The sequence below is a fragment of the Sphingopyxis sp. USTB-05 genome, from assembly GCF_023822045.1.
Lineage (GTDB): Bacteria > Pseudomonadota > Alphaproteobacteria > Sphingomonadales > Sphingomonadaceae > Sphingopyxis.
On the sequence record NZ_CP084712.1, the window covers coordinates 984,380 to 1,009,278 of the forward strand.

The 24,899-nt window shown below is 62.8% G+C and carries 27 protein-coding genes; 14 read left to right on the plus strand and 13 right to left on the minus strand.

The features are described 5' to 3' along the window. Positions 1 to 40 precede the first annotated feature (40 nt). Both KEC45_RS04280 and KEC45_RS04285 read right to left on the minus strand, forming a co-directional pair. Positions 41 to 799, minus strand: a complete 759-nt coding sequence (locus KEC45_RS04280; protein WP_152682401.1) for a hypothetical protein — start codon at positions 797 to 799, stop codon at positions 41 to 43. Between the two features lie 386 nt (positions 800 to 1,185). Then, positions 1,186 to 1,752: a hypothetical protein gene (locus KEC45_RS04285; RefSeq protein ID WP_152682400.1), complete on the minus strand. Its 567-nt coding sequence runs from the start codon at positions 1,750 to 1,752 to the stop codon at positions 1,186 to 1,188. A 484-nt stretch (positions 1,753 to 2,236) separates the two neighbouring features. Here KEC45_RS04285 and KEC45_RS04290 point away from each other — a divergent pair, with 484 nt between their 5' ends. After that, positions 2,237 to 2,800 (plus strand): hypothetical protein, encoded by a 564-nt coding sequence (locus tag KEC45_RS04290; RefSeq protein WP_062182654.1) that lies wholly within the window; start codon positions 2,237 to 2,239, stop codon positions 2,798 to 2,800. A gap of 3 nt (positions 2,801 to 2,803) precedes the next feature. Here the strand turns inward: KEC45_RS04290 and KEC45_RS04295 are convergent, their stop codons facing one another. Then, on the minus strand, positions 2,804 to 4,342 hold the full coding sequence (locus tag KEC45_RS04295; protein ID WP_062182651.1) for an NAD(P)/FAD-dependent oxidoreductase: 1,539 nt from the start codon (positions 4,340 to 4,342) through the stop codon (positions 2,804 to 2,806). Between the two features lie 194 nt (positions 4,343 to 4,536). Between KEC45_RS04295 and KEC45_RS04300 the strand changes: the two genes are divergently transcribed. The 3 genes from KEC45_RS04300 to KEC45_RS04310 all read left to right on the plus strand — a co-directional run bounded on the left by KEC45_RS04300 (position 4,537) and on the right by KEC45_RS04310 (position 7,222). After that, the gene (locus tag KEC45_RS04300) at positions 4,537 to 5,661 is read left to right on the plus strand and encodes a DUF47 family protein (RefSeq protein ID WP_193749174.1); all 1,125 of its coding nucleotides are present in this window, start codon (positions 4,537 to 4,539) and stop codon (positions 5,659 to 5,661) included. Positions 5,662 to 5,676: 15 nt separating this feature from the next. Next, positions 5,677 to 6,690, plus strand: coding sequence for an inorganic phosphate transporter (locus KEC45_RS04305; RefSeq protein WP_062182648.1), 1,014 nt, complete (start codon positions 5,677 to 5,679; stop codon positions 6,688 to 6,690). A 70-nt stretch (positions 6,691 to 6,760) separates the two neighbouring features. Then, a complete protein-coding gene (locus tag KEC45_RS04310; protein ID WP_062182645.1) occupies positions 6,761 to 7,222 on the plus strand; it encodes a hypothetical protein in 462 nt (153 codons plus the stop codon). 2 nt (positions 7,223 to 7,224) lie between these two features. Here the strand turns inward: KEC45_RS04310 and KEC45_RS04315 are convergent, their stop codons facing one another. Both KEC45_RS04315 and rimO read right to left on the minus strand, forming a co-directional pair. Then, positions 7,225 to 8,700, minus strand: a complete 1,476-nt coding sequence (locus tag KEC45_RS04315; protein WP_252171514.1) for a DUF4403 family protein — start codon at positions 8,698 to 8,700, stop codon at positions 7,225 to 7,227. A 365-nt stretch (positions 8,701 to 9,065) separates the two neighbouring features. Beyond that, positions 9,066 to 10,433 (minus strand): 30S ribosomal protein S12 methylthiotransferase RimO, encoded by a 1,368-nt coding sequence (gene rimO / locus KEC45_RS04320; RefSeq protein WP_062182639.1) that lies wholly within the window; start codon positions 10,431 to 10,433, stop codon positions 9,066 to 9,068. 174 nt (positions 10,434 to 10,607) lie between these two features. Here rimO and KEC45_RS04325 point away from each other — a divergent pair, with 174 nt between their 5' ends. Next, a complete protein-coding gene (locus KEC45_RS04325; protein ID WP_062182636.1) occupies positions 10,608 to 10,934 on the plus strand; it encodes a DUF423 domain-containing protein in 327 nt (108 codons plus the stop codon). Here the strand turns inward: KEC45_RS04325 and KEC45_RS04330 are convergent. The 6 genes from KEC45_RS04330 to KEC45_RS04355 all read right to left on the minus strand — a co-directional run bounded on the left by KEC45_RS04330 (position 10,931) and on the right by KEC45_RS04355 (position 16,126). Further along, entirely contained in the window at positions 10,931 to 11,986 is a 1,056-nt protein-coding gene (locus tag KEC45_RS04330; RefSeq protein WP_252171515.1) for a TrkA family potassium uptake protein, read from the minus strand. The genes KEC45_RS04325 and KEC45_RS04330 overlap by 4 nt on opposite strands. Next, entirely contained in the window at positions 11,983 to 13,044 is a 1,062-nt protein-coding gene (locus tag KEC45_RS04335) for a M23 family metallopeptidase (RefSeq protein ID WP_083435847.1), read from the minus strand. Before KEC45_RS04335 ends, KEC45_RS04330 begins: the two co-directional genes overlap by 4 nt. Before the next feature lie 86 nt (positions 13,045 to 13,130). After that, positions 13,131 to 13,895, minus strand: a complete 765-nt coding sequence (gene surE / locus KEC45_RS04340) for a 5'/3'-nucleotidase SurE (protein ID WP_062182630.1) — start codon at positions 13,893 to 13,895, stop codon at positions 13,131 to 13,133. Between the two features lie 101 nt (positions 13,896 to 13,996). Continuing rightward, positions 13,997 to 15,277: a serine--tRNA ligase gene (gene serS / locus KEC45_RS04345; protein ID WP_062184180.1), complete on the minus strand. Its 1,281-nt coding sequence runs from the start codon at positions 15,275 to 15,277 to the stop codon at positions 13,997 to 13,999. A gap of 43 nt (positions 15,278 to 15,320) precedes the next feature. Then, positions 15,321 to 15,788: an SRPBCC family protein gene (locus tag KEC45_RS04350; RefSeq protein ID WP_252171516.1), complete on the minus strand. Its 468-nt coding sequence runs from the start codon at positions 15,786 to 15,788 to the stop codon at positions 15,321 to 15,323. Beyond that, positions 15,785 to 16,126, minus strand: a complete 342-nt coding sequence (locus KEC45_RS04355) for a helix-turn-helix transcriptional regulator (protein WP_062182627.1) — start codon at positions 16,124 to 16,126, stop codon at positions 15,785 to 15,787. The genes KEC45_RS04350 and KEC45_RS04355 overlap by 4 nt, the downstream gene beginning before the upstream one ends. A 138-nt stretch (positions 16,127 to 16,264) precedes the next feature. On the opposite strand from KEC45_RS04355, the gene KEC45_RS04360 reads away from it, so the two are divergent. The 3 genes from KEC45_RS04360 to KEC45_RS04370 all read left to right on the plus strand — a co-directional run bounded on the left by KEC45_RS04360 (position 16,265) and on the right by KEC45_RS04370 (position 18,822). Next, entirely contained in the window at positions 16,265 to 17,164 is a 900-nt protein-coding gene (locus KEC45_RS04360; RefSeq protein WP_238586696.1) for a hypothetical protein, read from the plus strand. A gap of 719 nt (positions 17,165 to 17,883) precedes the next feature. Next, complete coding sequence (gene dksA, locus KEC45_RS04365) at positions 17,884 to 18,345, plus strand: RNA polymerase-binding protein DksA (protein WP_039572520.1); 462 nt, start codon at positions 17,884 to 17,886, stop codon at positions 18,343 to 18,345. Between the two features lie 87 nt (positions 18,346 to 18,432). Continuing rightward, on the plus strand, positions 18,433 to 18,822 hold the full coding sequence (locus KEC45_RS04370) for a PilZ domain-containing protein (RefSeq protein ID WP_062182624.1): 390 nt from the start codon (positions 18,433 to 18,435) through the stop codon (positions 18,820 to 18,822). Between the two features lie 46 nt (positions 18,823 to 18,868). Here KEC45_RS04370 and KEC45_RS04375 read toward each other — a convergent pair whose 3' ends face one another. Further along, positions 18,869 to 19,027, minus strand: coding sequence for a DUF465 domain-containing protein (locus tag KEC45_RS04375; RefSeq protein WP_083435846.1), 159 nt, complete (start codon positions 19,025 to 19,027; stop codon positions 18,869 to 18,871). Positions 19,028 to 19,150: 123 nt separating this feature from the next. On the opposite strand from KEC45_RS04375, the gene KEC45_RS04380 reads away from it, so the two are divergent. Beyond that, on the plus strand, positions 19,151 to 19,348 hold the full coding sequence (locus KEC45_RS04380; protein ID WP_062182622.1) for a YdcH family protein: 198 nt from the start codon (positions 19,151 to 19,153) through the stop codon (positions 19,346 to 19,348). A gap of 111 nt (positions 19,349 to 19,459) precedes the next feature. Then, entirely contained in the window at positions 19,460 to 19,906 is a 447-nt protein-coding gene (locus KEC45_RS04385; RefSeq protein ID WP_252171517.1) for a DUF1465 family protein, read from the plus strand. Positions 19,907 to 20,220: 314 nt separating this feature from the next. Here KEC45_RS04385 and KEC45_RS04390 read toward each other — a convergent pair whose 3' ends face one another. Next, positions 20,221 to 21,300: a DUF2332 domain-containing protein gene (locus KEC45_RS04390; RefSeq protein WP_252171518.1), complete on the minus strand. Its 1,080-nt coding sequence runs from the start codon at positions 21,298 to 21,300 to the stop codon at positions 20,221 to 20,223. Between the two features lie 39 nt (positions 21,301 to 21,339). Here KEC45_RS04390 and hisG point away from each other — a divergent pair, with 39 nt between their 5' ends. The 4 genes from hisG to thiL all read left to right on the plus strand — a co-directional run bounded on the left by hisG (position 21,340) and on the right by thiL (position 24,793). Then, positions 21,340 to 22,002 (plus strand): ATP phosphoribosyltransferase, encoded by a 663-nt coding sequence (hisG, locus tag KEC45_RS04395; protein ID WP_062182616.1) that lies wholly within the window; start codon positions 21,340 to 21,342, stop codon positions 22,000 to 22,002. After that, positions 21,989 to 23,281, plus strand: coding sequence for a histidinol dehydrogenase (hisD, locus tag KEC45_RS04400; protein ID WP_062182613.1), 1,293 nt, complete (start codon positions 21,989 to 21,991; stop codon positions 23,279 to 23,281). Before hisG ends, hisD begins: the two co-directional genes overlap by 14 nt. Positions 23,282 to 23,288: 7 nt before the next feature. Further along, positions 23,289 to 23,744 (plus strand): transcription antitermination factor NusB, encoded by a 456-nt coding sequence (gene nusB, locus KEC45_RS04405; protein WP_062182611.1) that lies wholly within the window; start codon positions 23,289 to 23,291, stop codon positions 23,742 to 23,744. 116 nt (positions 23,745 to 23,860) lie between these two features. After that, positions 23,861 to 24,793 carry a thiamine-phosphate kinase gene (gene thiL / locus KEC45_RS04410; protein WP_062182608.1) on the plus strand — a complete coding sequence of 311 codons (933 nt, stop codon included), beginning with the start codon at positions 23,861 to 23,863 and terminating at the stop codon, positions 24,791 to 24,793. Positions 24,794 to 24,899 lie beyond the last annotated feature (106 nt).

The following is a 24,899-nucleotide window of genomic DNA, read 5'->3' on the forward strand; positions in this document are numbered from 1 at the left end:
TGTCACCGTCATTCGTGTAATTCGTAATTGCTGCGCGATACTAAATTGGAATTTTCCTTAGCTCTTCAACTCTACTGCGGATGTTGTCTGGTATCACCACGTCCGGCATATAGGCATAAGCGCGCAGCATCACTTCCTCTGGACTTAACCCGCTTTCCCCCTCACGCCATTCAAAGGTGCGGAGCCATTCAAGCGCGGTCGTCGCCAAGCCGGTGCCAATCCATCGTTCCATATTGCGCCGCATATGCCCTCGCGCTCGCACACGGGCAGGGGACTTGCGATCATGCAATTGCGCCGGATCATCGGCCAGCATCAGGCCGATATTGATGGATGCGCCTTTGCGGTTCTCATCACTTGGCGTCGTTGTTTCCAGCAATTCAGGAATCGAATCCCACGCCGAAAGGGACAGCAAGGATATCGCATCCCAAATACCGTGAAGAATGGGAACATCGTCCATCGGTTTGGACAATATGTCCCTTACCTTGGCCTGATCCACTTTGCCTGTCCTGAACCACGCGTCATGCATCAGCACGAAATTGGCGCCGAGCCATGCTTCGGGGCGGATCTCGAAATGTCGAGAGAACACCTTGCCAACATCCTTGTAATATTGTCGACGAAGCTGCTTTTCGGTCAATGGCTTATCATAAGGAAGCCATTGTTCGCGTTCCAGACTCGTTTTTGCCCAACCTACAACAATTGAATTTGCATCATGGTGAATATTTAAATCTGCTCCGACTACATAGGATTCGGAAATCTTATTATATGCAGATCGCGCAAAATTCCACGCCATTTTTTCCATTTCGTCTACATATACTGGGCCTTGTTCTATTATTCTTAGCAATCCGGATAAGTCGCTATTCAAAAATGACTGCCTCGCTGATGCGTCAAGAAACTGCTTTGGGCCTTTGCCATATGCCATAATTATGGAATCACCTTAGCGTTCTAGGAGGTTTTGGCGGTTTCGGGGGATCTGGCACCAATTTCCCGCGTTCAATCTTCATCGGATCGACCATCTTGAATTACGGTGACAGTTTACCTAATCCCCAAATCGCCGTTCGGATTTGGTCAATAATTTTTTACATGACGAGGGATGCTGAGAAGAATGAAACGAGAAAATCGGCTAAAATTGATGGCGATTCAGGTTTAGGGATTAAGTGAAACGCTACCATAATTACGTAATTTGGCCTAGCTTAAGCTGGCTCGATATGCGGCGAGGCGCGTTCGCAACGATTCGGCCTCGGTGCGTAGTTTGGAAGCGCGGTCAAGATTTCCGATATGTTCAGCCTTCAACGCGTCCTGTTCTTTGCGGGGTATCGCCTTCTCGATTTTGTATTCCCTTATATCCATCGGGACATATGCTTGTTCGAGTTCTTCGTCATTTAAATCGCTGACACCGCGCATAATAACGCCGCTCCAAAAGTCTTCATCAGGAACATAAGCATATTGGAAACTGATTTTCCCCGCCTCCGTCAATGTGACGGTCACGTGGTCCCAAGGCTCGCGCTCAAAGATATCGAGCGATTTCATTTTCAAGAGATCGTTGGCGATCATTTCGTCCATATCGCCTGGCGCTTTACCCCAGTCGAAATGTCCAGGGCTGCCGTCGCGATTGCGCCAATGCGCACCTCGTTGAGAATGCATTTCATAGAGAGCGGCTTCGAAATAAATCTCATCCGCGCCTTCGGGCATTATCGACCAAAGTTTTTGGCCAATGGATTGTGTTAATTCCTCAAATTTTTCTTGGTCACTCATAATCATTGTCCTGTGGGTGCATTTCTTATCGGCTGAGGTAGAGATGACTTTCCATTAATTGTTTCGTGGACAACAAATCTAGTAGGTCTCTTTCCTGCATCATATTGTATTTCAACCCTAGAATTACGGTGACAGTTTACTTAACCCCCAAATCGCCGTTCGGATTTGGTCAAAAATTTTTTACATGACGCGGGATGCTGAGAAGAACGAAACGAGCAAATCGGCTAAAGTGGATGGCGATACAGATTTAGGGGTTAAGTAAACTGTCACCGTAATTCCGAGGGCAGCTACAAGATCAACGTCCCGGTCACCGGCGCTCTGGTCAAGGTCGTGAAGGAGGAGTTCGCCCGCGATTTTCTTCCAGTCAACTGAGGATGAGCGCGCGGCAAAAACGCGCTAGGGGCCTCGGACGGTGTTGGCCCATAAAACTGGATTGTCGCCGCTGAATCCGCCATCCTCTCCCGGGCAGTAGGGGAGAGGGTGGATGCGTCGATTTTATCGGATCGTTTCGGCTGCGGCGTTGCTGGCCGCACTCGGCGGATGCAGTTTTCAGACGGCACTGGACAAGATGGTTTCGCCCGAGCGGCAGAAGGAGCTTGTCGCGATCGGCGAACGCTTCTGCACTGATCCCGTCAGCATGAAGAGCCAGTTGCACCCCGAAATCGCAACCTCGGTCGAAGCTGCGGTGCCGGCGCTGCCGCGCGAATGCCCCGAAGGCAAAGCCACCTGGCAACTCGCTACCTATAATTGGAAGACCAACGTCACCCCCGGCCTGAAGGAGCAGCAGGAAGAGGCGGTGATTGTCGCAACGGGCAAGGGGAAATGGACGACCGTATCGCTGCGCTTCTATGCGCAGAATGATGCGCCGATGCAGATCACCGAGTGGAATGTGCTGGGCAGCGCGACCAAACCGCCCGCGCTCCAATTCATCGAGCAATATGAGGCCGGGGTACGGGCGCTGCGGATCGGAGGTCCGATCGTGCTGCTCGCGATTGGCGGGCTTGTCTTCTGGCTGGTGCGGCGGCGGCGCGCAAAACGCGCCGCCTGACGGCTATTCCGCGGCTTCGAGTTCGGCGGGCGCGGTCGCGGCCGCCGCACGCGCATTGCTGAACGTCAGCACGCCGTCGGCAATCGCGCCGGTGCGCATGTCGATGCGGTCCTGCACATAATTCTGGCTGAGCCGCCAGGGCAGCGCGACCGTGCTCTTCGGCATGATGTGCAGCGAGCGCTGGATATAGCCCGACGAGAAGTCGAAGACATTTTCTTCCTCAAGGCTCGACGGGTCGGCGAGGGCGGGCGTCGCGACGGTGGTGCGCGTGTCGCGCATATGGTTGAGCACGCGGCAGACATATTCCGACACGATGTCGGCGCGCAGTGTCCAGCTTGCGTTGAGATAGCCGAACACGGCCGAGAAGTTCGGCACGTTCGAGAACATGCACGCCTTGTAATAGAAATGATCGTGCCAATCGACCGGGGCGCCATCGACCCGCACGGGTATCTTGCCGGCGACGGCGAGCTTCAGCCCAGTGGCGGTCACGATGATGTCGGCATCGAGATGTTTGCCGGATTTGAGCTGGATACCGGTCGCATCGAATTTCTCGATATGATCGGTCACGACCGATGCCCGGTCTGCCTTCATCGCTTCGAAGAAATCGGCATCGGGAACGAGGCAGAGGCGCTGGTCCCAAGGGTTGTAGGGCGGGGTGAAAGCTTTGGCGTCATATCGGTCGCCAAGGCTTGCCTGCAGTTTCTTGGTCAGGAATTCCTTGACCTTCTCGGGCTTCTCGCGCGCGCGACGGAACGCGATATCTTGAAGGCGGACGTTCTTGAACCGCGTGATCTTGTACGCGAGCCCCTCGGGCAGGAATTTGCGGAGGAAGTTCGCGAAGCCGTCCTTCGCCGGCCGGATAAAATACCAGGTCGGAGTGCGCTGAAGCATCGTGACGTGGGCGGCTTCCTTCATCGAAGGGACGATCGTCACCGCGGTTGCGCCCGATCCGATCACGACGACCTTTTTGTCCTTATAGTCGAGATCTTTCGGCCAGAACTGCGGATGGATGATCTGACCCTTGAAATCCTCGCGGCCCGCGAATTGCGCATCGAAGGGCTCGTCATAGTCGTAATAGCCCGACCCGAGATAAAGCCAGCGCGCGGTTGTGGTCGACGTCGCGCCCTTGCTGTCCTCCATCGTCACCGTCCAGCGCGCGGCGGCGCTGTCCCAGTCGGCACCGACGACCTTGCTGTCGAAACGAATGCGCTCGCGAATATGGCGTTCGTCGACGATGCGGTTGAGATATTCGAGGATCGACGGGCCGTCGGCGATCGACTTTTCGTGCTTCCATGGTTCGAAGACGAAACCGAGCGTGTGCATGTCGCTGTCAGATCGGATACCGGGATAGCGGAAGAGGTCCCAGGTACCGCCAAGCTGTTCGCGACGCTCGACGAGGGCAAAGCTGCGGTCGGGCGAGTTCATCTGCAAATGCACCGCCATGCCGATGCCCGAAATTCCCGCGCCGACGATCAGCACATCCTGATCGACCGGTGCAGCCTTCGCGTCTGCGGGGCGTTCCGTCGTCGCCGTGCCTGCCATAGTTTCGTCTCCCGATTGTCTTTGGCGCCAGCTTACGCACCGCGTTGCATTTTGCAATCGAATTGACAGCGATGAAAGTATGGGTGCGGAGGGCCGCGTCCCTTGTCGCTGTCACATTATTGTCATAGGGGCGAAACCCAATTGTCACCATTCAGCCATGATGTCGCATCAACTATAGGAAAGGATTGATCTTCATGCGCCAGATCGCGGTTCTTCCCTATCGATTCGGCGGTCCTGCGCAGGATGGTCCGACCGAAATCCTGCTGATCACCTCGCGCGAGACGAAGCGTTGGGTGGTGCCGAAGGGCAATCCGCTGACGGGCATCACGCGTCACGCCGCCGCCGCGATCGAAGCGGAGGAGGAGGCGGGGGTGATCGGTGCTGTCTGCCCGACGCCGATCGGCAGCTATGAATATCGCAAGCGCCGGGCCAATGGCGCGTCGATCATGTATAATGTCGAAGTCTTCCCGCTCGCCGTGACGAACGAACTCGACGACTGGAAAGAAATGGACGAACGCGACCGCAAATGGTTTTCGTTCCGCGACGCCGCGTCGGCCGTGGAAGAGCCCGATTTGCAGGCGCTGATCCGATCGTTCGGCGATGGCGGTTTTCGTGCCGTCGCCCAACCGCGGAGCGTCGCCCACAATGTAGCAGACAAGACAGGGGTTAGCTGGATGTTCGCATGGTTTCAGCGTTTGCTGCCGCGACAGGGAAATTTCTTTGAATTGTTCGAAAGCCACGCTGCGACGCTCGTCGCCGGTGCCAATGCCCTGTCGCGCATGCTTCAGGGTGGCGAGGGCATGGCCGACCATGTTCAGGAAATCATCGAGCGTGAGCATGACGCCGACGCGATCACCCGTGAAGTGCTCCAGACCGTCCGCCGCACCTTCCTGACGCCTTTCGACCGCAGCGCGATCACCGACCTGATCGCCTCGATGGACGATGCGATCGACGAGATGCAGAAGACCGCAGGCGCCGTCGACCTGTACGACGTCACCGAATTCGAGCCCGAGATGCGCGACATTGGGGGCATTATTGTCGATGCGGCGCGTTTGACGGCGGAGGCGCTGCCGCTGCTCCGCAATATCGGCGCCAACGGTCCGCGCCTCCACGAACTGACCGAACGGTTGGTGCGCATGGAAGGCCATGCCGACGAAATCCATGCCGCCGGCCTCAAGCGCCTGTTCCGTGAGCATGGCGAGGCGAACCCGACGCGCTTCCTGATCGCACGCGAACTCTTCCGCCATCTGGAACGCGTCACCGACAGTTTCGAGGATGTTGCGAACGAAATCGACGGTCTCGTCATCGACCACGCATAAGCGGGGGCGTCTACCATGCACGAACTCGCTTTTCCGCTCCTCGTCGGCCTCGTCATCCTGGCGCTGGCGTTCGATTTCCTCAACGGTCTGCACGATGCCGCCAACAGCATCGCGACCGTCGTCGCCACGCGGCTGCTGCGGCCGGTGCAGGCGGTGCTCTTCGCTGCCTTCTTCAACTTTGCCGCTTATTTCCTCTCGGTCATCTTTCCCGAACTGCACAAGGTTGCCGAGACGATCGGCAAGGGGATCATCGACAAGGATCTGGTGACCCCCGCGGTCGTGTTCGGTGCGCTGGTCGGTGCGATGTTCTGGAACGTCGTCACTTGGCTCAAGGGCATTCCGTCGTCGTCGAGCCATGCGCTTGTTGGCGGTATCGTTGGCGCAGGCGTGGCACATGCGGGGTTCGAGGGGATCGAGTGGACCGGGCTCAACAAGACGGTCATCGCAATCTTCCTGTCGCCGCTGTTGGGCATGATGCTAGCGATGCTGGTGATGCTGATCAGCAGTTGGGCGCTGCGCCGCGCGACCGCGAGCTTCGCGGAAAAGACCTTCCGCCATCTCCACCTCCTGTCGTCGGCCGCCTATTCGATCAGCCACGGCCTGAACGACGCGCAAAAGACGATGGGGATCATTACCGTCCTTCTCTATTCGACCGGCTATCTCGGCGGGGAATTCCATGTCCCGCACTGGGTCGCGTTCAGCTGCTACATCGCGATCGCGCTCGGCACATTGTCGGGTGGGTGGAAGATTATCGAGACCATGGGCGGCCGCATCACCAAGCTGTCGCACCATCAGGGTTTCGCCGCGTCGACGGGCGGATCGATCATGGTGTTCACCGCCAGCCTGCTAGGCATTCCGGTGTCGACGACGCACACGATCACCGGCAGCATCATCGGCGCCGGCGTAGCGCGTCGCGCCAGCGCAGTGCGCTGGGGTGTCGCGGGCAATGTCGTCGCGGCATGGTTCATTACCATTCCGGCGAGCGCTCTCGTCGCCGCGGCTTTCTATGGGATTACCCGGCTTTTCTGAACCGGGCAGGGTTGCGTTTGAATTGGAACGTAATAAGAACATTCCTCTACGATGATGGGGAGTGCGTGCAATGGCCGGCGATTTCGATTTCCAGATTGGCAGCTGGCAGGTGCGGCACCGCCGCCTGAAAGAGCGGCTTGCGAACTGCACCGAATGGGAAGAGTTCGACGGCACCTCGGACATGCGTCCGATCCTCGGCGGCAATGGCAATGTCGAGGACAATCTCCTCCACATCCCCGGCGGAACCTATCGCGCGATCGCGCTGCGATCCTATGATCCGGCGCAAGATAGTTGGGCGATCTGGTGGCTCGATGCGCGCAGCCCGCATGCGCTCGACGTGCCCGTCATCGGCCGGTTCGAGGATGGCGTCGGCCATTTCTATGCCGACGACACGCTCGATGGCCAGCCGATCCGACTGCGCTTCATCTGGAGCCGTACAGACACTTCCACGCCGCGCTGGGAGCAGGCAATGTCCGCGGACGGCGGCGAAAGCTGGGAAGTGAACTGGACTATGGATTTCACGCGCGCATAGCCTCAGCGCGGACGATAATCGACGCTTGCGCCGCCGACCATCCGCACCGGCAGGTAGAGTCCATTGCCATAGGCCTTTATCTCGCCCGTCTCGAAGCTGTCGACGCGGGTACGGATGACGAAGGCGCCCTCGCGCCGCTGATCGACGGCGCGTTTGATCTTTCCCTGTAGCTCGCCAAGATCGCGGGTGAAATTCTGCGTCAGCGCCTCGGCGATCAAGGGCGCGAAACCCTCGCTGCGGCCGAGGAGAATCAGGAGGTCGCCGCCGACACCATCGGTGTCGCCGTTGATGACGAGATCGGTGAAATGCACCTCGGCCGAGCCCGGCTTGTTCGCCGGGATCGCAGTCATCCAGATGCGGCCGCGCGTCGGTTCGCCCGAGCGGATCTCCAGCTTTGCTTCGACGTCGACGCCGACCGCGATCCGACCGCCTTCGGCGCCATAGATCGTCGATTTGCCGAACTTCACCATCATCGGGCCGACCTTTGGCAATTCGAAAGGCCGCAGTGATCGTTTGGCGAGCGCACGGTCGACGACGGGCTGAAGCTGTGCGTAATCCGCGATGACGGGCACGCGCACGTCGAGATGCGGTTTCGGAATCTCACGAACCAGCCGGGGTAGCGGCGTGGGGGTGGGGTCGGCCGGTCGGTTCGACACGAAGGTCTCGGTTACCGCTTCCAGCCCGAGATTCAGATTGATCCGCTGCCCATCCACCCGGTAGCCGCCATAAAGGATACGCTGCGGTGTCACGCGCATCCACACCGGCGGATTTTCGCGGTTGAGTTCAAGCGACGTGAAGCTCTGTCGCCATACGTCGGCGGCCTGTTTACGGATATCGATCTTTGCGATCTCGCGGTTTACCTCGCGCTCGACGTCCGCGACGACGGGCTTCAGCTTCGCGTCGGCCTGATCGGTGAAGGTGATGCGGCGGCCCAGAAAATCGATCCCGGGGGCCTTGGTCCAGCCATAGGTAATGCGCGCCTTGCCCCGGGTGCGCCAGTCGGGAGTAAGCTCGATACGGATGCGGGCGTGCGCCATCGCGGCACCGGTTGCCGTCTCGCCCTTGAGCACGCCGCCGACGTCGCGTGCCGCGATCGTGGCCCGAAGCGGAACGTCGACGACGATCTCGCTCCCTTCGCCGCGCAGTCGCAGCGGGCCGCGCGTCACTTGGCCGACGATCGTGCAGGCGATCGGCGGCGTGACCTTGACCTTCTTGCCAAAGACTTTGACCCGTTGGGGCTGGATGCAAGCGCGCTCGCGCTGGTCGATCGTCCACAGCGTCCTCGGGACCGCGCGTTCGAGCGCCTGCTTGAGCGATGCCGTGTTGGCGTTGATCGGCACCGCGATCAGCGACTTTTGCGTCGGAGAGGGCGCCTTGTCGGTGGCGCGCGGTGGCGCCGTGACCTCGGTCTGACGGTCGCAGGCGGATAAGGCGGCGGCCAGCAGCAATGTCGCGGTCGTCAGTCGAACAAGACGCATATGGTGCCCCTGATGCGGTATCTGCCCCTTATAACAGCGGAGATGTTAAGCCGTTCCTTGCGCTGGCGCGGGTAAGGGAAATGGCGAAAATCTCCGCAACTTCACTCGGAAACGGCGTTTCATAGGCAAGCCGTCACCCATCTTCGTCACCCGAGACTCGATCCAGGCGCGCGCTGGCCGTGCTTGAAAAGCGGGATCCCGGATCAAGTCCGGGATGACGAAGAAAAGAAATGGAGGCAACTTTTGAAACCGCAGAAAACTGCGAAACTTCACTCGCAATTCGCTGTTCGGAGGGGCGGGCAGGCGTCATCGTGCAAGGCTATGCGGCCCGCACAATGTAGGACAGCGATTTTCGCAAACGCTGGTTAGACGACGACCCCGAACAGGTCATGCTCATCGGCGTCTTCGATCGCGACGTCGACGATATCGCCGGCCTTGAGGCTCGCCGCGACGTCGCGAAGATAGACATGGCCGTCGATTTCGGGCGCATCGGCCTGTGAGCGGCCTGTGGCGCCGATGCTGCCCTCTTCGTCGGCTTCACCGACTTCGTCGATGATGACGGGCAGGGTACGGCCGATCTTGGCTTCGAGCTTGGCGGCGCTGATCGCGGCGGTCTTTGCCATGATGCGCTGGTAACGCTCTTCCTTGACCTCTTCGGGCACCTGATCGTCGAGCGCATTCGCTTGCGCTCCCGCGACGGGTTCGAAGCGGAAGGCGCCGACGCGGTCGAGCTGCGCTTCGTCGAGCCAGTCGAGAAGATATTGGAAATCGGCCTCGGTCTCGCCCGGGAAGCCGACGACGAAGCTCGATCGGATCGAGATGTCGGGGGCGATCTGGCGCCAGCTTTTCAGCCGTTCGAGCACCTTCGCTTCGTTCGCGGGGCGCTTCATGCGCTTGAGGACGCTCGGGCTCGCATGCTGGAAAGGGATGTCCAGATAGGGAGTCAGCAGCCCTTCGGCCATCAGCGGGATTACTGCGTCGACGTGCGGATAGGGGTAGACGTAATGGAGGCGGACCCATGGGGCATGGCCTTCGCTGGTCTTGAGCTGTCCCAGTTCGCGCGCGAGGTCGGTCATATGCGCGCGGACTTCGCGGCCGTGCCACTGGCGCGGGTCGTGACGAATGTCGACGCCATAGGCCGATGTGTCCTGGCTGATGACCAGCAGTTCCTTGGTCCCCGCGGCGACAAGCTTTTCGGCCTCGCGCAGCACCGCGTCGATGCGGCGGCTGACGAGTTTGCCGCGCAGATCGGGGATGATGCAGAAGGAGCAGCTATGGTTGCAGCCTTCGGAAATCTTGAGATAGCTGTAGTGGCGCGGCGTGAGCTTCAGCCCGCCCTCTGGGACGAGGTCGATGAAGGGGCCTTGCGTCGGCGGCGCGGCGTCGTGGACAGCGTCGACGACCTGCTCATATTGATGCGCGCCGGTAACCGCGAGCACATTGGGGAAGCGCGCGCGAATAACCTCGGCCTCGTTCCCCATACAGCCGGTAACGATGACGCGGCCATTCTCCGCCATTGCTTCACCGATCGCCTCGAGGCTCTCTTCCTTCGCCGAGTCGAGGAAGCCGCAGGTGTTGACGAGCACGACGTCGGCGCCCGCATAGTCGGGCGACAGGCCGTAGCCGTCGGCGCGCAGCTTGGTCAGAATCCGCTCGCTGTCGACCAATGCCTTGGGGCAGCCGAGCGAAACCATGCCGACCTTCGGCTGGGTGGGGAGGGTTTTGACTGTCATGATTGGCGGGGCGCATAGGGGATTTTTTGGCGTTTGTCACCATGGCTGTGCTTGGCACGGCCCACATCCTTCTTCATCGCCCCTGATTTGATGCAGGATCGCGAGGCATCGCCTTCTCCCTCTTGTCGCCCTATAGCGCGACGCATCGGCATGGCATTGCAAGGGTGGTGGAGCATGATTGGCGTATTTGCGGCGATTTCGGCAGCGATTGCGGTGGCGGCGGGCGCATTCGGCGCGCATGGCGCATCGGGACCACAGGAAGCCGAATGGCTGCGCACCGGCGGGCTGTACCAGTTGATCCACGCGGTCGCGGCGATCGCGATCATGGGCATCGCGCGCGGGCCGGCAATCATGTTGCTCGTCGGGGCGGCGCTGTTCGCCGTCACCCTCTATGTCATGGCGCTTGGCGGGCCGCGTTGGCTGGGCGCGGTGACGCCGATCGGTGGGACCTTGCTGATTGCCGGCTGGCTTTGGGCCGGCTGGCTTTACTGGCGGAATTAATCGGCTTCGCACGTCTCGCAGTTGACGACCTCGACGATCATGTCGCCCGCCTGCAGCATGTTCGTTTCCTCTTCCCAAAAGCCATAGGGCTTGCCGCCGCGATAGATGCGCAGGCCGCGCCCGCCGCTCGCGAGCCGGTCTAGGCTGCCGCCGATTTCCTCGCCGCTGACTGGACGCTCGCGCAGTTGCACCTTGCCCCCGATTGCGGCGAGATCGGCCATATAGTCGGCGACATGCTCGCCCTGCGCCGATCCCGCGAGGAGCAGCCCGGTGAAGCTGACGGGATTGATGACGTTCGTCGCCCCCGCCTGCCGCGCGAGCAGTTCATTGTCCTGCGCGCGGATGACGACGCTGATCGGGACATGCGGGGCAAGATGGCGGACGGTCAGCACGATGAGGATCGAACTGTCGTCGCGTCCCGCCGAGACGAGGACGGTGTGCGCCTTGGCGATCTGGACGTCGATTAGCGTGTCGTCGTTCGAAGCGTCGCCCTGCAGCACGTTGCAACCGACGGCCTCGGCCGCCTGGATACGCGGGCCCGACTGGTCGATGACGACGATGCAGGCGGGATCGGTGCCGCGCGCGATGAGTTCGCGAACCGCCTCCGCTCCGCTGGTGCCGTAACCGAGCACGACATAATGGTCGGTGAGCTTTGCCTGGATGCGAGCCATGCGCCATTTTTCCCATGTGCGTTTGAGGACGAAATTATAGGCGGTGCCGACGAAAATGAAGAGCACCATGATGCGGATCGGGGTGACGATCACCGCCTCGATCAGCCGCGAACGGTCGGACACCGGTGCGATGTCGCCAAAGCCCGTCGTCGTGACCGAAATCATCGTGAAATAGACGACGTCGAGGAAGCTGATCTGCCCGTCGTGGCTGTCCTTCAGCCCGGCGCGGTCGATCCAGTGGACGAGCACGACGATCGCGATCAAGAAGAAAGCCACGCCGAGCCGCGTGATGACGTCGGCCCAGATCGGCCAATTACTCGCGCGCTTCAGCGGGCGAAATATATGCGGCATTTTCAGCTTGTCGGACGGCCGACGGCTCATCGGGGCGGCAACTGCTTCATCGGATCGACTGGTATGCGATTTTTGCGGAGCTGGAAATGGAGTTGCGACGTCCGGACCTGACCCGTCGCCCCTGCGCGCCCGATGACGTCGCCCATGCGGACGCTCTGGCCGCGTTTCACGTCGATCCGCCCCGCATGGCCATAAGCGCTGACCCAGCCGCTGCCATGGTTGATCAGGATGAGCCCGCCATAGACGCCGATCTGGTCGCCGGCATAAGCGACGACGCCGCCCGCGGTCGCGCGGATCGGGGTTCCGACCGCGGCGGCGATGTTGATTCCGTCGCTGCCTCCGCCGGATGCGGTGGGGCCGAAGCGCGTCAATATCGGTCCGTTGAGCGGCCATTCGAAGCGGCCGGCGAAATAGGCGGGTTCGGCGATCGCGGTGGTGACCGGCTGGCGCGGCGCGGCGCTGCCTGCGGTCGGTCGGGCCGCTTCGGCGAGTGCGGGCTGGCTGCCGGTCAGGATGTCGTCGATGTCGAGGCGGAAAGCGGCGGCGCGGGCACCGACATCGACCGTATCGCGCGGAAGGGCACGCGCGTCGGAGGGGAGGCGGAGTCGCTGACCGATGCGCAGGATATAGGGTTCGGAAAGCGCGTTGATTGTGATGATCTCGCCCCAATCGACGCCATAGGCCGCGGCGATGCCGATGCCTGTCTCGCCCGCGCCGACGCGGTGATAGAGGCCGGCGGGAACGCGGAGTTCCTGACCGAAGCGGAGCGTGTAGGGCGGCGCGAGGTCGTTCTCGATCGCAAGCGCCTCCGACCCCACGCCCGTTTTCTCACCGACCGCGCGGAGCGTGTCGCCGGGGCGGACCGAATAGACGCCGGCGTTCACGCGCACGGCATCGGTCGTGACGGATTTCAGCGTCCAGGTCGGGCGTTCATAGACGCCCGAGGCTTCGCCGAGCGGGCGGCGTTCGACGTCCGGTGTTGCGGGCGGCTGAGCGGGCCATGATGGCGGTGTCGGTGCCGCCGGAATACATCCGGCGAGCGATGCGGCGCAGAGCATCACGGCGATATGATATCGGAATTCCCCCATAGCCTGCCTTTGCCAAAGCGAGAGCGCGGTGGCTAGACTTCTGTATCACTGTGGGACGGAATTTCCGGTCTGTTGGGCCGGAGCCGTCAGCCGCCGTAGGCGCCGCGCAATGCCGCCAGCGACGCGTCATGCGTCAGGTCGAGCTGGAGCGGGGTGACCGAGATATAATTGTCGTCGATCGCCTCCAGGTCGCTGTCGTGGCCGAGGCTGTGCTCAATCCCATGGAGGCCGAACCAATAATAAAGATAGCCGCGCGGGTCGGTGCCCTCGACGATCGAGCCGCGGCCATAGTCGTGGAAGCCCTGGCGGGTGACGCGGATGCCCTGCACCTCTTCGGCCGGGATCGCGGGGAAGTTGATATTGATCAGCGTGCGTGGCGCCATCTGCATATCGAGCAACGGGCGAAGGACCTTGGAGCCCCATGCCGCGGCGGCTTCGAAGGGCACGCTGTCGCCCATGCCTTCCTTGGCATAAACCTGGCTGAGCGCGATCGAGGGGATGCCCGCGAGCGCGCCTTCGATCGCCGCCGAGACCGTCCCCGAGTAAGTGATGTCGTCGCCAAGGTTGGCGCCGCGGTTGACCCCGGACAGGATCAGGTCGGGCTTTTCGGGCATCAGCTTGCCGATCGCCATCATCACCGAATCGGTCGGGGTACCGCTGCACGACCAGCGGCGCTCTTCGTGCTGGCGGATGCGGACGGGGCGCGAAAGGGTGAGCGAGTGGCCGGCGCCCGACTGTTCCTCGGCGGGGGCGCAGACCCAGATATCGTCGCTAAGCTCGCGTGCGATCGCTTCCAGAACCGCCATGCCGGGGGCGTGATAGCCGTCGTCGTTGGTGAGGAGGATGCGCACGTTTCTGGTCTTTCTCTTTTCGTCACCCCGGACTTGATCCGGGGTCCCGCTCTGCGACGTTGAGAAGCGGGACCCCGGATTTAGTCCTGGGTGACGATGGTTTAGGTGGCCGGCGTCAGGCGGGTGATTCCGCCCATATAAGGTAGCAATGCCGCCGGAACAGTGACGCTGCCGTCGGCCTGCTGGTAATTTTCCAACACCGCGACCAGCGTGCGGCCCACGGCGAGGCCCGAACCGTTCAGCGTGTGGACGAACTCGTTGTTCTTCGCGCCCTCTCGGCGGAAGCGCGCGTTCATGCGGCGCGCCTGAAAATCGCCGCAGGTCGAACAGCTCGAAATCTCGCGATAGGCGTTCTGGCCGGGCAGCCAGACTTCGAGATCATAGGTCTTGCGTGCCGAAAAGCCCATGTCGCCGCTGCACAGCAGCATCTTGCGATAGGGCAGGTCGAGCGCTTCGAGAATCACCTCTGCCGCGCGCGTCTTGCGTTCAAGCTCGGCGTCCGAATCCTCGGGCCGGACGATCGAGACAAGCTCGACCTTCCAGAACTGGTGCTGGCGAATATAGCCGCGCGTGTCGCGCCCGGCCGACCCTGCCTCGGAACGGAAGCAGGGGGTCAGCGCGGTCATGCGGATCGGCAGATCGGCCTCGGGCAGGATTTCCTCGCGCACCGCATTGGTCAGGCTCATCTCCGACGTCGAGATAAGCCAGCGTCCATCGGTGGTCTGGAACAGATCCTCGCGAAACTTGGGAAGCTGCGTCGTGCCATAGGCGGCTTCGTCGCGGACCATCAGCGGGGTCGCGCATTCGGTGTAGCCGGCCTCGATCGTCTGCTTGTCGATCATGAACTGGCCAAGCGCGCGTTCGAGCCGCGCCATCTGCCCTTTCAGAAAGGCGAAGCGCGCGCCCGACATCTTGCCTGCGGTTTCGAAGTCGAGACCGAGCGCGGGCGCGAAATCGGCATGTTCCTGCGGGGTGAAGTCGAAGCTGCGCGGCGTGCCCCAGCGGGCGATCTCGACATTGCCGTCTTCATCCTCGCCATCGGGGACGCCGTCGGCAGGGAGGTTCGGGAGCGCGGCGAGGATGTCCTGCAGCGCGGCAAGCTGCTCGCGCTCGGCGTCTTCCTTGGCGGGGAGTGCGGTCTTGAGGTCGGCGACTTCGGCCTTCAGCGCCTCGGCCTTGTCCTTGTCGCCCTGTGCCATCGCCTGGCCGATCAGCTTCGACGCTTCGTTGCGGCGCGCGAGCGAGCCCTGAATTTCGGTCTGCAACGCGCGCAGCGACGCATCGGCCGCCACGATCTGAGCGGACAGGGGTTCGAGGCCGCGGCGCGCGAGGCCGGCGTCGAACGCTTCGGGATTTTCCCGGATCAGGCGGATATCGTGCATGCGCCGCGCTATGGCGTTGCCGCCCGCGCGGCGCAAGCCCGTCTTAGCGTTCCACTAACTTGGCGAGCTGGCCGATCGCGGTGCCCCAGCCTTCGTAGAAACCCATCTCGTCATGCTTGGCGCTGTCCTCGGGCGTCTTGTGGAGGACGCGCGCCGAATAGAGGGTGCCGCCGTCCTTCGCTTCGAAGGTCAGGATCGCGGTCAGCGCGAGCCATGGCTCGGTCGGTTGCCAGCCTTCGGTCAGGACGGTGGTGAAGACGAGGCGCTCGTTCGGGACCGCTTCGAGGAAGCAGCCATCGACATGCGGCTGGAAATCGGTGCCGGCAGCCTCGCGCATCCGCGTCACGAACCCGCCGCCGGGCCGGAGGTCGAGTTTGACGACCTGGCATTCGATCGGCGCGGGGATCCACCATTTCGCGAGATTTTCCGGCACGCTCCACGCGTCCCAGACCGCCGACGGCGGCGCGGCGATCAGGCGGGAGATGGTGAGGGTCGTGTCGTGGGTCATCATGCTTGCTCCGGGGGTGTTTGCGATTCGACGAAGGCGGCAAGGCGATCGGTGCGGCCCTGCCAGATGGCGCGTTGGCGCGAGAGCCAATCCTCCGCCGCCGCGAGCCGTTCGGCATCGACGCGGCAGGTGCGGACGCGGCCGTGCTTTTCGGTGTGGATCAGCCCCGACGTTTCGAGCACCGTCAGATGTTTGAGGAAGGCGGGGAGGCCCATTTCGAACGGTTCGGATAGCTGCTTCACCGGCGCGGCGCCTTTGAGAAGGCGGCTGACGACCGCGCGGCGCGTCGGGTCGGCGAGCGCATGGAACAGCGAATCGAGCGAGGCTTGTTGGTTCACCATATGGAGAACTATATAGATAGTTTCCTATATGGCAAACTGATTCGTGCGGACCAGAAAAAAGGGCCGTCCCGAAGGGCGGCCCTTAGTTCGGTGGTCAGGGTTAGCCCCCCAAACCGCCAGTGGATCTCTTAAGCCGCGTTGGCGTCTTCGCTGTTGCGGTTCGCCGCGCGGCGCCGTGCGACAAGCGCAGCGGCTGCAGCACCGAACAATAGCATCATCGGCGGCGCAGGAACAGGGGTCGGATCGCCCGACGACCCGCCATGGCTGCTGCTGCCGCCCGAGCTGGACGACGAGCTGCTGCTCGACGACGAAGAGGATGACGACGAGCTGGTGCTGCCGGTCGAACCGAAGCTGCTGCTGCCGCCGGTCGCGCCCGACGAGGTCGCGCCGCTCGACGTGCTGCTGGAAGACGAAGAGGAGGAGGAACTCGAGGACGAGCTGCTGCTCGAGCTGCCGCCGCGCGACGAGCTGCCCCAGCCCGAACTGCCGTGCGACGATCCGCCCTTTGACGAACTGCCCCAACCCGAACTGCCCTTCGACGAGCTGCCGCCCGACGAGGATGAGCTCGACGACGAAGAGGACGATGACGAGCTGGATGACGAGCTGCTGCTCGATGAGGAGGTGCTGACGTTACCCGATGAGGTCGAGACATTGCCCGACGAGGTCGAGGTGCTGACGCTGCCGGTCGAGGTCGAGACACCGCCCGTCGAGGTCGATGTCGAAACGCCGCCGGTCGAGGTGCTGACCCCGCCCGTCGAGGTCGACACGCCGCCCGTCGACGTGCTCACGCCGCCGGTGGACGTCGACACGCCACCGGTGGAGGTCGAGACGCCCGACGAGGTGCTGGACGAGGTCGAGACGCCGCCGGTCGTCGTCGAGGTGACGACGATGCTGCCGCTGCTGCCACCGCCGCTGCTGCCGCCGAAGAAACCGCCGAAGAAGCCGCCGCCGAAACCGCCGCCAAAGCCGCCACCGATGACGGTCACGCCGCCGCCGCTGCTGCCGCCTTCGAAGCCGCCGCGCGGGAAGGGGGCATAGGGGATCGGGGGCAGCGGGATCGTCTGCGTCACGACCTGCGTTTGCGGGGTCGCGGTGCGGATGATGCGCTTGGTCGTGACGACGCGGCGTACGCGCTTCACCGGCTTGCGCGCTGCATGACGCTTGCGGACGACCTTTTTGCCAGCGCAGGGCGAGCAGGACTGGACCGTCTGGGCGCGTGCCTTTGGAACGTCCGCAATCTGCATTGCCCCGCTACCGATGATTGCCCCGCCGCAAGTGCAGGCGCAAAGCTTGGCAAGGGCCATTCGGACAGACATAGACTTCTCTTTCTTTCCCGTTGCAGGTGCGACGCGCCAATCGACCCGGCACCCCCCGTTCACTTTCGCTATACCGCAAAAGGACAAAGCTTTGTGAACGCGGCAATTGTGTTAACCGCGTTTGCCTGTCCGAGAGCGGGAATTGCGACGCGGAATCAACAGAAATCGCGTTAACTGTCCCAAAACAGTACGTAAAATGCAGCAATTCTATGCAATTGGTTAACCTTCGGACCTAAATCGCCCTGGCGTGGGCCGCCTTTCGGGCGTCGATCAGCCATATAGAATCGCGATCGCTATGCTGTTGGTTCATCGCCGCTTCACGGGTTGCCGCTATCCGCAGCTAAGGCGCTTGTATCGTCGCCAGCGGCTGGTTATAGGCGCGCCACTCCCTGCACCGCTTGGCGGCCCGCGGGGTGACAGGAAAGGACGCGAGAGCCCCTCATGCCGACCAAGATTGCCGACGTTGGCGCAGACGCGCTTCGCGAAGCCAAATCCAATCTCGATTCGGACTATGTCCCCAGCGACGACGAAGAGTTTATGAATGAGCGGCAGCAGGATTATTTCCGCGGCCTGCTCCTCGCTTGGAAAAAGTCGATCCTGTCCGAATCCGAATCGACGCTTGCACATCTTCAGGATGGTCCGTTGCGCGAACCCGACCTTGCCGATCGCGCTTCGAGCGAGACCGACTGGGCGATCGAACTGCGCACCCGCGACCGCCAGCGCAAGCTGATCGCGAAGATCGATTCGGCGATCCGCCGCATCGACGAAGGCGAATATGGCTATTGCGCGGTGACCGGCGAGCCGATCTCGCTCGCGCGTTTGCAGGCTCGCCCGATCGCGACGATGACGCTGGAGGCGCAGGAGCGCCATGAGCGCAACGAACGGATTTCACGCGAAGATTAGTCGTAAGGGAGTCCGATCCCATTTACGATTCCGCAATGGCTGGGTTCTAGATTCCGTCCCTCGACATTCGAGTTATGGGGCGCAGCAATGGATTCACAACGACCGACATCGGTGGACGAGGAAGTCGCGGCGCTGTCGCGCAGCGCCGATCGCGACAGCCTGTTCCTGCAGGCCGGCCTGATCATCCCCGGTTGTGCCGATCCCGTCACCGTCCGTGTGCGCAACCTGTCGCCGGGCGGCATGCTGGCGGAGGCAAAGGTCAAGGTTGCGCAAGGGGCCGTCGTTGAGGTCGACCTGCGTAACGTCGGTCCGGTCGTGGGCCGGGTGATCTGGGTGGGCGAAGGTAAGTTCGGTATCGCGTTCGACCGTCCCGTCGATCCGCAGGCGGTGCGCCGCCAAGTGGTTTCGCAATCCGATCTGCCGCCGCATCTTCGGCGAACGGGGCTCGAAACGGGCCCCCTCTATCGCCGACGCTGATGCGTCCTTGAACAGGGTAGCATCAGCGGGGCGATAGCGCTGGCGATCAGGCGATCGCGAGCATCTCTTCCTTGAGTTTCAGTTTCTGCTTCTTGAGCTGCGCAAGCACACCGGTATCGGGGGCGGGACGGCGCTCTTCATTCGCAATTTTCACATCGAGGTCCGCATGTCGGGACTTCAGGGTGGAAAGGTGCGACGTGCTCATTGGCATTCTCCTTTTCGACTCGATGGGCAGGGCGGAGTAAAACATGAATCGGCCGGCATGTCGTGACGATTCGGTCAGCCGGTCCCCGTTGCGGACCAGTGGTGAACGTGGCAGGGAGGCCGTGTGAACCCAGAGGAAATTACCCAGCGCCTGGAACTGCTTCGCGTCGAGCATCGCGATCTCGACGCTGCGATCATTGCGCTTGGCGAGGCGGCGGTGCCAGACCAGTTACAACTCGCGCGGCTGAAGAAGCGCAAGCTCAGGCTGCGTGACGAGATTAGCTGGTGCGAGGATCAACTGCTTCCCGATATCATCGCCTAACGGCTTGAATCAAAACGGGACGATTTGTCCGCCAACTTTAATGGTTACCGTCATTGCCGAGGAGGCGGGGGACGTGGCATCTCCGTTTCGATAGTCGGCGGGCGAATGAATATGATGGCAATCGATGTGCCGGTGCAGCGGGCACAGGTCGAAAATCTCTATGTCGAGGCGATGTTGCTCGCCGATGAGGCGCATGCGGCCTTTGCCGTGCAGCGCGACCTTGGCGCTGCGCAGGGCAATGCGGCGGCGCAGATCGGCCTAGCGTGCGAATCGCTGAAGACGACGACACGGCTGATGCACATCATCGCCTGGCTGCTCCATCGCCGCGCGATGTTCGCGGGCGATCCGGGGGCAGGGCCGCACGACAGCGCCGCACGGATCGGCGATCCGGTGCGCGCCGACTGGGACGTTTGCGCGGGCTTCGAGGCGTCGACCGGTCGGATCATCGCGGCGAGCGAGCGGCTGTTCGAGCGTGTCGCGATGCTCGAAGCCGGGTGGGAAGCACCCGCGGTGGCGCCCGTGCAGCAACTTCTCGCGCGGCTCGAAGCGCGGCTTTGACAAGACTTTCGTGGGAGGAATGGCTTCGTCCGACCGAGCCTGGCATCTCTCTAACCGTCACCCCGGGCTTGACCCGGGGTCCCGCTATTTCGTGAAGCGTGCCGGTGCCTTCAAAAAGCGGGATCCCGGGTCAAGCCCGGGATGACGGAAGGTGGGTATCTACCGGAAGCCCCCCTATCTTTCTTCGTCATCCCGGACTTGATCCGGGATCCATAGCCGCACCATCGTCATGGACCCCGGATCAAGTCCGGGGTGACGAGGGTGGGGATCGAGCGACAGCTCACCACCCCAAAGCCGCCTTCTACGCGCCGACTCTAACCCAGCCACTCCACCCATGCGCCATGGGCATGGGCATGCGCCAGCTTCTGCGGTTCGCCGCCGGCCGGCCAGTAGCGCACGACCAGTTCATGATGATGCACCGTACGATTGGCCTCTAGCGCGATCCATGCGAGCGGGCGTTCGGGCGCCGCGCGCGCGCCGGCCGACTCCATCGCGGCGGTGATCCGCGCCTGTTGGTCGGCGGGCACATATTGCCACACGATCGAATGCATCAGCACGCGCGTCGTGCCTGGGGCCTGCGGGCGCGCAAGTTCGGCCTCGACGAAATCGGCGGCATTGGCGTGGATCAGTTGCGGCGGTTCTTCGGTTGCCGTTGCAATCGCGGCCTCGATGCGCGCGAAGCGGATATGATGCTCCGGCCAGATATAGGCCTTCAGCCGTAGCGCCTGCGCGGGGTCGGTCAGGTCGACGGGCGCGACGTCGCAGCCCTTGAGGCCGGCGAATTCGATTTCATGCTGTGGCGGATGATCGCCGCGCCAGTCAGGGCTGAAACTCATCACACGGGGCTGCGGTCCGACATGCACGCCGCCGAGGTTATAATGATAGCGGTCGATCATCAGGTTGATTCCCGCGCTCGATCCGATTTCGAGGCAGTCGAAGCGCGGCGGCAATCCCCGGTCGGCGAGCCAGAGCATCGCCGCGATGAAGTTTGACGAGCGTCCCGCCTCATTGGTCTGCGGCGGGCCGTCGAGCCAGGGGAGCAGCACCGCCTCGTGCCGCGCGACGACACCGGCGACGATTGCATCGTCGTTGATGTCTTCGGAATCGGCATAGATGGGGGCGAGTTCGTGCGCGGTTCCCGACAGGTGGAGCGCGTGGATGCCGCCGGCGGCGCGCAGCGGCAATGCGTCGGCGAGCGGCGGGCCTTGCCATCCAGCGATCCGGCGCGCGAATTCGCTCGCCGGCTTGTCGAGCAGCTTGGCCAGCGCCGCAACGACGCGTGCGGTGACGCGCGCGTCGTTGGCGCGGCAATAGGCGACCTGATTGGCAAAGGCGGTGCGGACGGCTTTCGGGCCGATTTCGGCCATGTCGATGAACTGGTATCGCTCGCTCATTGCCCTTTTCCCTCTCGCCGCTTATGGGCGCGCAAGCTTATGCCCGAACCGATCATCTTTGCCATCCCGAAAGGGCGTATCCTCGACGAGGCGCTGCCCCTGCTTGCGCGCGTCGGGATAGAGCCGTCGGACGAGTTTTTCGACAAGAAAAGCAGAGCGTTAGTTTTTGGGACAAATCAGCCGCATGTCTCGCTGATCCGCGTGCGTGCGTTCGATGTCGCGACCTTCGTCGCGCATGGCGCGGCGCAGCTCGGCATCGTCGGATCGGACGTCGTCGACGAGTTCGATTATAGCGAGCTTTACGCCCCCGTTGACCTGGGCATCGGCCATTGCCGGCTGTCGCTTGCCGGGCCCGAGGGGAGCGCGCCGCCGGGACTCGGTGAAAGCCACATCCGCGTCGCGACCAAATATCCCGGAACGACGCGCCGCTGGTTCGAGGCGCAGGGCATTCAGGCCGAATGCATCAAGCTGAACGGCGCGATGGAAATCGCGCCGAAGCTGGGACTTGCCTCGCACATCGTCGATCTGGTTTCGACCGGACGGACGCTCGTCGAAAATGCGCTCGCCGAGCAGACGATCATCAGCGAAGTATCGGCGCGGCTGATCGTCAACCGCGCGGCGTTCAAGCTGCGTTCGGCCGAAGTGCCGGCGCTCGTCGAAAAATTCCGTCAGGCGGTGGGGCAGGGCAATGCGGCGGCTTGACGCCTCCGCGCCGGGCTTCGCGGCCGAGTTCGACGCGCTGGTCAACGATCGGCGCGAGAGCGCGTCCGATGTGTCGGCCGACGTGGCGGCAATCATCGCACGCGTGAAGGCCGAGGGCGACGCGGCGCTCGCCGACTATACCGCAAAGTTCGACCGCTTCGATTTGGGCGCGCGCGGGTGGAGCATTTCGAAGGAAGAATGCGCCGCGGCATATGATGCGCTGGCGCCCGAGCTACGCGACGCGCTGAACCTCGCCGCCGACCGCATTCGCGCCTATCATGCCGCGCAGCTTCCGGAAGATCGCGATTATCGCGATGCCGCCGGCGCCCGGCTTGGCGCGCGCTGGCGCGGCGTCGATGCCGCGGGCGTCTATGTGCCGGGCGGGCGCGCCGCTTACCCCTCGTCGGTGCTGATGAACATCATCCCCGCCAAGGTCGCAGGGGTCGAACGCATCGTGATGATGACCCCGGCCCCGGATGGAGAGATCAATCCGGTCGTGATGGCCGCTGCGCATATCGGCGGGGTGGACGAAATCTGGCGTATCGGCGGGGCGCAGGCGATCGCGGCGTTGGCCTATGGTACGGATAAGATCGGTCCGGTCGATGTCGTCACAGGTCCGGGCAATGCGTGGGTGGCCGAGGCGAAGCGCCAGCTCTACGGCGTTGTCGGAATCGATATGGTCGCGGGGCCCAGCGAGATCGTCGTCGTCGCCGACGCGAAGAACGAACCGCATATCATCGCCGCCGACCTGCTCAGCCAGGCCGAGCATGATCCGACGAGCCAGTCGATCCTGTTCACGGATGATGGCGATTTCGCCGATGCCGTCGCGGCCGCGGTCGCGTACATCATTCCGACGCTGTCGACGGCAGCGACGATGCAGGCAAGCTGGGCAGACAATGGCGCCGCGATCATTGTGCCGACCCTGGCCGATGCCATTCCGCTCTGCGACCGGCTGGCGCCCGAGCATCTGGAACTTGCGGTCGACCCGGCCGAGGCTGATGCGCTTTTCGGCAGGGTGCGTCACGCCGGTTCGGTCTTTCTGGGCCGCCAGACTCCCGAGGCGATCGGCGATTATGTCGCGGGCCCGAACCATGTCCTCCCGACCGGCCGTCGCGCACGTTTTTCGAGCGGGCTTTCGGTTACCGATTTCATGAAGCGCACCAGCTTCCTCGCGCTCGACGAAGCAAGCCTCGCCGCGATCGGCCCGGCTGCGGTCGCGCTCGCGGGCGCCGAGGGGCTTCCCGCCCACGCGCTCAGCGTCCAGAATCGTCTAAAGTAGAAAAGCCATGAACAAACGCACCCAGTCCCGCTCCGCCGCCCGCCTTGCCGCCGTCCAGGCGCTCTATCAGCATGAGATGGAGGGCACGCCGGTCGCCAAGCTGATCCACGAATTCCATCAGCATCGCATCGGCGCGACGATCGAGGACGAGGAATATGCCAACGCCGACACCGCCTTCTTCGACGACATCGTGAAGGGTACGCTGGCGCGCGCGGAAGAGATCGACGCGGCGATCGTAGCGCGGCTTGCGAGCGGCTGGTCGATGGACCGGCTCGACCGCACGATGAAGGCGATCCTGCGCGCGGGCTCCTATGAACTGATGGCGCGCGGCGACGTGCCCGTCGGTGCAGTGGTCAGCGAATATGTCGACGTCGCGAAGGCGTTTTTCGATACGCGCGAGGCGGGCTTTGCGAACGGGCTGCTCGACGCGATCGGCAAGGATGTGCGCGGAACCGGCGCTTAACTTATCCGTTCGCATCGAGCGAAGTCGAGATGCTCTCGGCTTGGCGCCATCTCGATGGGTGTCTCGACTTCGCTCGACACGAACGGAAGTCACCCCTCATCGGACGAGAGGGTCATATGAGCGAAGCCGATTTCATCGCCCGTCTGCGCGCCATCGCGACCGATCCTGCCGCGCGCGGGCTTGCCGACGACGCCGCAGTGCTGGGCGACCTTGTCCTCACCCACGACATGATCGTCGAGGGCATCCATTTCCTTCCCGACGAGCGGCCTCAGGATGTCGCGTGGAAGCTTGTCGCGGTGAATCTCTCCGACCTTGCCGCGAAGGGCGCGGCGCCGCTCGGCGTGCTCGTGGGCTATAGTCTGACCGGTGACGAATTTTGGGATGCCGCTTTCGTCCGGGGGCTTGGAGAGGTGCTGCGCCGATACGAAGTGCCGCTGCTGGGCGGCGATACGGTGGGCATTCCCGAAGGCGCGCCGCGGACATTCGGGCTGACCGCGATCGGCAAGGCGCCCGCGACCGGCGCGCCTGCGCGGAGCGGCGCAAAGCCTGGCGACCAGATATGGGTCACCGGGACGATCGGCAACGCGGGGCTGGGTCTCGCGATGCGGCTGGGCCAGGTTGAACCGAACGAGACCTGCCTCGCCGCTTATGGTCGACCGCATCCGCAGTTGGCCTTTGGGCAAGCGGTGGCGCCGCACGTCCACGCGATGATGGATGTGTCCGACGGCCTGCTGATCGACGCACAACGGATGGGCGAGGCCAGTGGGTGCCAACTTGGCATCATGCTCGAAACCGTGCCGCTTTCGGCCGCGCTGCTCGCGGTGCGGCCCGATGTGCTCGACACCCGGCTCGCCGCGGCGAGCGCGGGGGACGATTATCAACTGCTGTTTACCGCGGGCCCCGAAGCGGCGGGCGCCATTCGCGAGATCGCCGCGTCGCTCGATGTCGCGGTGACGCCGCTCGGCCATGCCGGTGTCGGCGAGGGGCTCATGCTCACCCACCGGGCGCAGCGCATCGCGCTGCCCGACCGTCTCGGCTTTACGCACTAGGCCCGCTCCGGGGTGACCGTCGCGGGATATTTTGCTTTGAAATCCGTTTGATGGCAAAGCGAGCGCGTTTCGGCGGGATGCGTCCCGCCGACAGATGCGACGAATC

What these genes read in the sequence shown, in the direction of transcription:
- KEC45_RS04280 (WP_152682401.1), bottom strand. Translation starts at nt 799, where the DNA reads ATGGAAAAAATGGCGTGGAATTTTGCGCGATCTGCATATAATAAGATT.
- KEC45_RS04285 (WP_152682400.1), bottom strand. Translation starts at nt 1,752, where the DNA reads ATGAGTGACCAAGAAAAATTTGAGGAATTAACACAATCCATTGGCCAA.
- KEC45_RS04290 (WP_062182654.1), top strand. Translation starts at nt 2,237, where the DNA reads ATGCGTCGATTTTATCGGATCGTTTCGGCTGCGGCGTTGCTGGCCGCA.
- KEC45_RS04295 (WP_062182651.1), bottom strand. Translation starts at nt 4,342, where the DNA reads ATGGCAGGCACGGCGACGACGGAACGCCCCGCAGACGCGAAGGCTGCA.
- KEC45_RS04300 (WP_193749174.1), top strand. Translation starts at nt 4,537, where the DNA reads ATGCGCCAGATCGCGGTTCTTCCCTATCGATTCGGCGGTCCTGCGCAG.
- KEC45_RS04305 (WP_062182648.1), top strand. Translation starts at nt 5,677, where the DNA reads ATGCACGAACTCGCTTTTCCGCTCCTCGTCGGCCTCGTCATCCTGGCG.
- KEC45_RS04310 (WP_062182645.1), top strand. Translation starts at nt 6,761, where the DNA reads ATGGCCGGCGATTTCGATTTCCAGATTGGCAGCTGGCAGGTGCGGCAC.
- KEC45_RS04315 (WP_252171514.1), bottom strand. Translation starts at nt 8,700, where the DNA reads ATGCGTCTTGTTCGACTGACGACCGCGACATTGCTGCTGGCCGCCGCC.
- rimO (WP_062182639.1), bottom strand. Translation starts at nt 10,433, where the DNA reads ATGACAGTCAAAACCCTCCCCACCCAGCCGAAGGTCGGCATGGTTTCG.
- KEC45_RS04325 (WP_062182636.1), top strand. Translation starts at nt 10,608, where the DNA reads ATGATTGGCGTATTTGCGGCGATTTCGGCAGCGATTGCGGTGGCGGCG.
- KEC45_RS04330 (WP_252171515.1), bottom strand. Translation starts at nt 11,986, where the DNA reads ATGAGCCGTCGGCCGTCCGACAAGCTGAAAATGCCGCATATATTTCGC.
- KEC45_RS04335 (WP_083435847.1), bottom strand. Translation starts at nt 13,044, where the DNA reads ATGGGGGAATTCCGATATCATATCGCCGTGATGCTCTGCGCCGCATCG.
- serS (WP_062184180.1), bottom strand. Translation starts at nt 15,277, where the DNA reads ATGCACGATATCCGCCTGATCCGGGAAAATCCCGAAGCGTTCGACGCC.
- KEC45_RS04350 (WP_252171516.1), bottom strand. Translation starts at nt 15,788, where the DNA reads ATGATGACCCACGACACGACCCTCACCATCTCCCGCCTGATCGCCGCG.
- KEC45_RS04355 (WP_062182627.1), bottom strand. Translation starts at nt 16,126, where the DNA reads ATGGTGAACCAACAAGCCTCGCTCGATTCGCTGTTCCATGCGCTCGCC.
- dksA (WP_039572520.1), top strand. Translation starts at nt 17,884, where the DNA reads ATGCCGACCAAGATTGCCGACGTTGGCGCAGACGCGCTTCGCGAAGCC.
- KEC45_RS04370 (WP_062182624.1), top strand. Translation starts at nt 18,433, where the DNA reads ATGGATTCACAACGACCGACATCGGTGGACGAGGAAGTCGCGGCGCTG.
- KEC45_RS04375 (WP_083435846.1), bottom strand. Translation starts at nt 19,027, where the DNA reads ATGAGCACGTCGCACCTTTCCACCCTGAAGTCCCGACATGCGGACCTC.
- KEC45_RS04385 (WP_252171517.1), top strand. Translation starts at nt 19,460, where the DNA reads ATGATGGCAATCGATGTGCCGGTGCAGCGGGCACAGGTCGAAAATCTC.
- KEC45_RS04390 (WP_252171518.1), bottom strand. Translation starts at nt 21,300, where the DNA reads ATGAGCGAGCGATACCAGTTCATCGACATGGCCGAAATCGGCCCGAAA.
- hisG (WP_062182616.1), top strand. Translation starts at nt 21,340, where the DNA reads ATGCCCGAACCGATCATCTTTGCCATCCCGAAAGGGCGTATCCTCGAC.
- hisD (WP_062182613.1), top strand. Translation starts at nt 21,989, where the DNA reads ATGCGGCGGCTTGACGCCTCCGCGCCGGGCTTCGCGGCCGAGTTCGAC.
- nusB (WP_062182611.1), top strand. Translation starts at nt 23,289, where the DNA reads ATGAACAAACGCACCCAGTCCCGCTCCGCCGCCCGCCTTGCCGCCGTC.
- thiL (WP_062182608.1), top strand. Translation starts at nt 23,861, where the DNA reads ATGAGCGAAGCCGATTTCATCGCCCGTCTGCGCGCCATCGCGACCGAT.